The 6,361-nt window shown below is 41.9% G+C and carries 6 protein-coding genes; 2 read left to right on the forward strand and 4 right to left on the reverse strand.

Annotation, left to right across the window (positions count from 1 at the left end):
- The first annotated feature begins 156 nt into the window (after positions 1 to 156).
- Complete coding sequence (gene fur / locus VLN09_RS07745) at positions 157 to 591, forward strand: ferric iron uptake transcriptional regulator (RefSeq protein WP_325245266.1); 435 nt, start codon at positions 157 to 159, stop codon at positions 589 to 591.
- A 113-nt stretch (positions 592 to 704) separates the two neighbouring features.
- Here the strand turns inward: fur and VLN09_RS07750 are convergent, their stop codons facing one another.
- Positions 705 to 1,826, reverse strand: coding sequence for a PilT/PilU family type 4a pilus ATPase (locus tag VLN09_RS07750; RefSeq protein ID WP_325245267.1), 1,122 nt, complete (start codon positions 1,824 to 1,826; stop codon positions 705 to 707).
- A gap of 73 nt (positions 1,827 to 1,899) precedes the next feature.
- Entirely contained in the window at positions 1,900 to 2,952 is a 1,053-nt protein-coding gene (locus tag VLN09_RS07755; protein WP_325245268.1) for a type IV pilus twitching motility protein PilT, read from the reverse strand.
- 381 nt (positions 2,953 to 3,333) lie between these two features.
- Here VLN09_RS07755 and VLN09_RS07760 point away from each other — a divergent pair, with 381 nt between their 5' ends.
- Positions 3,334 to 4,029, forward strand: coding sequence for a YggS family pyridoxal phosphate-dependent enzyme (locus VLN09_RS07760; RefSeq protein WP_414709106.1), 696 nt, complete (start codon positions 3,334 to 3,336; stop codon positions 4,027 to 4,029).
- A gap of 91 nt (positions 4,030 to 4,120) precedes the next feature.
- Here VLN09_RS07760 and VLN09_RS07765 read toward each other — a convergent pair whose 3' ends face one another.
- Positions 4,121 to 5,398: a hemolysin family protein gene (locus VLN09_RS07765; protein ID WP_325245270.1), complete on the reverse strand. Its 1,278-nt coding sequence runs from the start codon at positions 5,396 to 5,398 to the stop codon at positions 4,121 to 4,123.
- Between the two features lie 226 nt (positions 5,399 to 5,624).
- On the reverse strand, positions 5,625 to 6,361 hold a 737-nt coding region (gene nadE, locus VLN09_RS07770), incomplete at its 5' end, for an NAD(+) synthase (RefSeq protein ID WP_325245272.1).

Consider the following 6,361-nt stretch of genomic DNA (forward strand, 5'->3'; position numbering starts at 1 on the left):
ATGTTTTTTGAGAAAAACGTACTGGAAATACATCTGATAATGACTGATATTTTATGAGTGTGATTTTTTATAATCAACGATTCATCATCATTGTCAGTATATATCTGATGTTCTTTGAACTTATTTGCTAAGACTTTCATAGTCAGAAGGGATGTTATGGCTTCTTTTACCAATCAAGATTTACGTAGAGCGGGTTTAAAAGTAACGTTACCGCGTATCAAAATTTTAGAGCTGCTGGAAAGTGCAGAGCTGCATCATATGAGTGCAGAAGAGGTTTATAAGGCACTGATTGAGCAAGGCGAAGATGTTGGTCTGGCGACGGTCTATCGCGTGCTGACTCAATTTGAGCAAGCAGGCATTGTTGAGCGTCACAATTTTGAAAACAATTTGTCAGTGTTTGAGATTACCCAAGAAGAGCATCATGACCATCTGGTTTGTGATAATTGCGGTAAGATTGTCGAATTTCACAACAAAGTGATTGAGGAAGAACAGCTAAAAGTGGCAGCAGAGAATGGCTTTAAGCTATCGGGCCACTCACTGGTATTATATGGTATCTGTAATGACCAAGCGTGTAGAGACAGCATAAAATAGCCATCAAAATATCGATAAGATAAACATAAAAAAGCCCTCACATGATGATGAGGGCTTTTTTTATGACGATTCTTTAAGCATAAAATAAACTATCTGCGGCTAAAAACACCTAATTAGGTAATATCTAACGATAAACTATCCGCGCCTTCATCCAAATTTGCCATGCCATTTTTGCTGCTGAGTTTGATTTTTAAGCGCAAATCATTGGGAGAGTCCGCATGAAGAATCGCTTCTTTATAAGTAATCTCACCGTTTTCATATAAATCAAACAGCGCTTGATCAAAGGTTTGCATACCGCTATCACGTGAGCGCGTCATCACATCTTTGATTTCGTGTATTTCACCTTTACGGATATAATCACTGATCAGCTGTGAGTTTAACAAGATTTCAATAGCGGCGCGACGTCCTTTACCGTCAGGCGTTGGAATCAGTTGCTGGGCGATAATGGCTTGTAAGTTAAGCGATAAATCCATAAACAACTGATTATGACGGTTGGTTTCAAAAAAATGAATAACACGGTCAATCGCTTGGTTGGCATTATTAGCGTGCAAGGTCGCAAATACCAAATGCCCTGTTTCAGCATATTGAATGGCGTAGCTCATGACTTCGCGGTTACGAATTTCGCCAATCAAAATCACATCTGGCGCTTGGCGCAAGGTGTTTTTTAGACCCGCTTCAAAAGAGTGAGTATCGATACCGACTTCGCGCTGGGTAATGATACAACCACGATGTTTATGTACAAACTCGATAGGGTCTTCGATTGTAATAATGTGACCATGCGAGTTCTGATTACGGTGTCCAACCATCGAGGCAAGAGTAGTTGACTTACCCGTACCAGTTGCTCCAACCAATAGAATAATACCGCGCTTTTTCATTGCCAGCTCTTTTAGCATTGGCGGCAGACGCAGCTCTTCTATGGTTGGAATTTTGTTTTCAATTTTCCGTAAAATCATCCCCGCCATATCGCGTTGTATAAAGGCACTGACCCGAAAACGGGCTTGCTGTGCTTGATCGCTAATGGCAAACTGACACTCGTTGGTCTCATCAAATTCTTTTTGTTGAATGGTAGTCATGACACCTTTGACCAGTCTCATGGTTTGCTCAGCTGTTAGAGGCGTTTTGCCAACGGGCAGAATTTTTCCATTGATTTTCATGGAAGGGGCAACATCGGCAGTAATAAAAAGGTCGGAGCCATTTTTATTAATCATCAATTGTAAAAGTTTATCAATGTCCATAATGTCCCTGCCTGTGCAATAAATAGAGTAAAACTTACTTCAATAAACTTTTAAACACTACCAATGCTGACTCTTATATAAACGCTTCAGGCTGCTTAGCATAAGGTCGTGCAACGTCTTTGCTAATGGTGCCTTTTGATACAAGATTTTTAAGGGTTTGATCAAGGGTAACCATGCCATCACCGGCGCCTGTTTGAATAGAAGAATACATCTGGGCAATTTTATTTTCACGTATCAAGTTACGAATAGCTGGCGTACCTAGCATAATCTCATGCGCGGCAATTCGTCCGCCAGTTTGGCGACGTAACAGCGTTTGAGAGATCACCGCTTGTAGCGACTCTGATAGCATCGCTCGAATCATATCTTTTTCAGCAGCAGGGAAAACATCGATGACACGGTCAATAGTTTTAGCAGCGGAACTGGTGTGCAAAGTTCCGAAGACTAAGTGACCGGTTTCAGCGGCAGTGAGCGCTAAGCGTATGGTTTCAAGGTCACGTAGCTCACCAACTAGAATAATATCTGGATCTTCACGTAAAGCTGAACGCAATGCTGGCTCGAAACCCAAGGTATCACGGTGTACCTCGCGCTGGTTAATCAAGCTTTTTTTAGACTCGTGAACAAATTCAATCGGGTCTTCAATGGTTAAAATATGCTCTTTACGCGTTTCATTAATATAATCAATCATCGCCGCCAGCGTCGTCGATTTACCCGAGCCAGTTGGACCGGTGACCAAGACCACACCTCGCTTAAAGTTTGAGATACGCTTAAAGACTTCGCCCATGCCTAAATCTTCCATCGTCAAAACTTTGGATGGAATGGTACGAAAGACAGCGCCAGCACCGCGATTTTGGTTAAAAGCGTTGACCCGAAAACGCGCTAAATTTGGAATCTCAAAAGAGAAATCCGTCTCAAAAAATTCTTCAAAGTCAGCACGCTGCTTATCATTCATGATGTCGTAAATAAGCTGATGTACCACTTTATGGCTCATCTCTGGCATATTAATCCGCGTCATTTCACCATCGACTCGAATCATGGCGGGCATACCGGCTGAAATATGTAAATCTGAGGCTTTATGCTTGACCGTAAAACGTAGCAGGTCTTCAATATTTAAATTTTGTTCAGCCATAATCAGATAATCCTATCAATAAATAAGGGTGTGCCAAAAGCAACACAGAAAGCAGGCAATAAGCAGAATTCTATGACATTGTTTCAGCCAACCTCATTAAGATAGGTTAGGCTTTACTATAATTGTTACCGTTGCTATAGCTTTTAGTAGTATATGTTAAACCATGTAACAATATCATAACAAGACTGTGCTTATTTAACCATCTACTGGCTCAATAAAATGCAAAAATAGACTGACTGGTTTTTTGCTAACAAAAACGCGTCGCTATAAGAATCTCGCTTTTATTTCGAACTTGCCCCATTAATAAGGGTTTTTATGACTATATCTTCTCAAAAAACATCCAATCTTGTCGCAGCTAACCTAATCAACGATGAAGAAGGTATGCAGGATTTGACCTTGATTGATAGTTGGCAACAGGTTAATAAACAAGTCGCGCAGGCATGCACGCAAGCACAAAGAGTGCAAAATAGTGTGACCCTACTTGCGGTATCCAAAACCAAAGCCGCTGAAATGGTGGCGACTTTAGCGCGTCAAGGACAGCGTGATTTTGGTGAAAACTATCTGCAAGAAGCGATTGAAAAAATCCAGTCGCTACGAGGGCAATCACAATGCGACCACATTGTCTGGCATTATATCGGCAGTATCCAGCGCAATAAAACCCGTGATATCGCTGAGCACTTTGATTGGGTGCAAACGCTTGAGCGTGACATTATCGCCAAACGCCTTAATGAGCAACGTCCTGCTGATATGCCACCGTTAAATATACTGATTCAGGTTAATATCGATCATGAAGACAGCAAGTCAGGCTGTTTACCAGAGCAGCTTCCAGAATTAATAACAGCTATAAAGGCTTATGAACGTTTGCAATTGCGCGGGCTGATGATTATTCCTGCCAAAGCAAATACAGATGCTTTTGAGCGAACCAAACAATTATTTGAGGATATTAAGCGCACCCATCCTGATCTGAGTCAATGGGATACGCTGAGTATGGGGATGAGTGATGATATGAGCGCGGCGATAGCTAATGGCTCGACCATGGTGCGCGTTGGCACGGCAATATTCGGTACGCGTGCTTGATGCGCATGTCGTCAATATGGAAGATTGAGAACCGATGCTAAAGCTGATTTTCTAATCAGCCTATTAAGGTAGTATTGGTTAAGTGCCGTATTTATTCAATCACGTCTTCAAATTTTGTCACCAGTAGCTGAGTAATTTTAAGATTACTGGTGGCGATAATCTCAAAACGATAATTGGCATACTCGACGCAGTCAGTCTTTTTAGGAATCTTACGCAGCATAAACATCATAAAACCGCTGATGGTTTCATAATTTTCACTGTGTGGCAGATTGACCATGCCCAATGAGCGTATGACATCTTCGATGGGCGTCATGCCATCAATCAGCCAAGAGTTGTCGGTACGCTGCACAATTGGTTGCTCCTCCAAAGTTACCAGCTCACCCATCACGATACTCATCACATCTTTGAGGGTGATAACCCCAACCACTAATGCATATTCGTTCACAATAACAGCGAAATCTGCGCCCGTTGATTTAAAGGTTTCAAGTACTTCAAATAACGATAAGGTATCCGGAATAAAAAGTGCTGGTTTCAATAAAGCTTTGTCCGTTAAACAAACCTCTTGCTGCTCAAGTACCGAGGCTAAAAAGCTGCGCGATTCTACGTAACCGATGATATGTCCTAAATCATCATCATTACAAACCAAAAACTTATTATGCGGTTGCTTTATCATCACTGCAACCACCTCCTCGGTACTGGCTTTGGTATCAAAATAGACAATATGCTCGCGCGGATTCATGACAGAAGTCACGGTGCGCTCTTGCATCTCAAAGATATTTTCAATCAGATGATGCTCTTGGCGCTTAATAACGCCGGCTTCAGCACCGGCATCCATCACCGCATAGATATCTTCTGAGGTCATCTCATCTTGACGAACCGTTGATACGCCAATGAGTTTAAAAAGTAAGTTTGCCGCCCCATCAAAAATCCAAATGATGGGCTTAAAGACAAAAATAAAGAATATCATTGGTCGTACAAGCCGTACCGCGACAATCTCAGCATTTGACATGGCCAAACGTCTGGGCATCAAGTCGGCGAGCAAGGAAAATGAGCTTGTGATCAGAATAAATGATATCACGGATGACACGGCTTCATTATTCACCAGCATTTGCAAATAAGGGCTGATGGCTGATTCACCCACCGCACCTGCCGAAATAGCGACTGCGTTTAAGACCACTTGGACGACAGTGATAAAACTACCAGGATGCTCTTGCATTTTAAGGACGTCAAATGCACGAACCTCGCCTTCTTTTGCCATGATTTGTAGTTTAATTTTGCGACCCGCGGCGATTGCAATTTCGGCAGCAGAGACAAAGGCGCTTAGCGCAAGTAATAAGAGAAGAAAGACACTAGCGGTTAGCAAACTCATGACAGTCTCGAAAAAAATGTGAGGATAAAAAGTAATAGTGAGGAGATAAAGTGAGTGGGTTAGGATGAAACTTAAAGCGTTGTTTATAAAAATTTGGATTTATAGAAACTAAAAAAGCTGGGAAAGCTCCCAGCTTATTATAAAATAGTTTTAAATTATAAAAGGTAAATTTATCAAACCTTTAAAAATAAATTAAAGAGTATCAAGATAAATGTCACCTTTCAGTTTAGCCTTTGATAGACCATTTATTTACCAACGGATAACGGCGCTCACGACCAAAGGCTTTATGACTAATCTTAGTACCAATCGGTGCTTGTGCGCGCTTATATTCGCTACCATCGACCATTTTGATGACTTTGGCGACCAAATCAGCATCGAAGCCTTTATCGACAATATCTTGATAACTCATATCTTCATCGATATATGACATTAAGATACCATCTAATACATCATAATCAGGCAAGCTATCTTGGTCCTTTTGATCAGGACGTAGTTCAGCCGATGGCGGACGTGTAATCACGCGCTCAGGAATAACAGGCGTATCTTCCAAACGGTTGCGATAGCTGGCCAATTTGTAAACTTGTGATTTATACACGTCTTTTAGGACGTCGAAACCGCCTGCCATATCGCCATATAAGGTTGAATAGCCAACCGCAAGCTCCGATTTATTGCCCGTAGTAATGACCAAATGCCCAAACTTATTGGATAGAGCCATTAGTACCACGCCGCGCGCACGTGCTTGGATATTTTCTTCAGTAGTATCGGCTGGTGACTTGTTAAATAATGGCGCAAGGGTATGACGGATACCCTCGACTGCATCAAAGATAGGACAAACGGTATACGAGACATTGAGACGGCGTGCTTGGGCTTGGGCGTCCTCTAAGCTGATTTGTGAGGTATATTCATATGGCATCATTACCGCATAAACCTTGTCAGCACCTAGTGCGTCGACCGCGATACATA

The sequence above is a fragment of the Psychrobacter sp. genome (assembly GCF_035469765.1).
In the GTDB taxonomy this organism is placed as follows: domain Bacteria; phylum Pseudomonadota; class Gammaproteobacteria; order Pseudomonadales; family Moraxellaceae; genus Psychrobacter.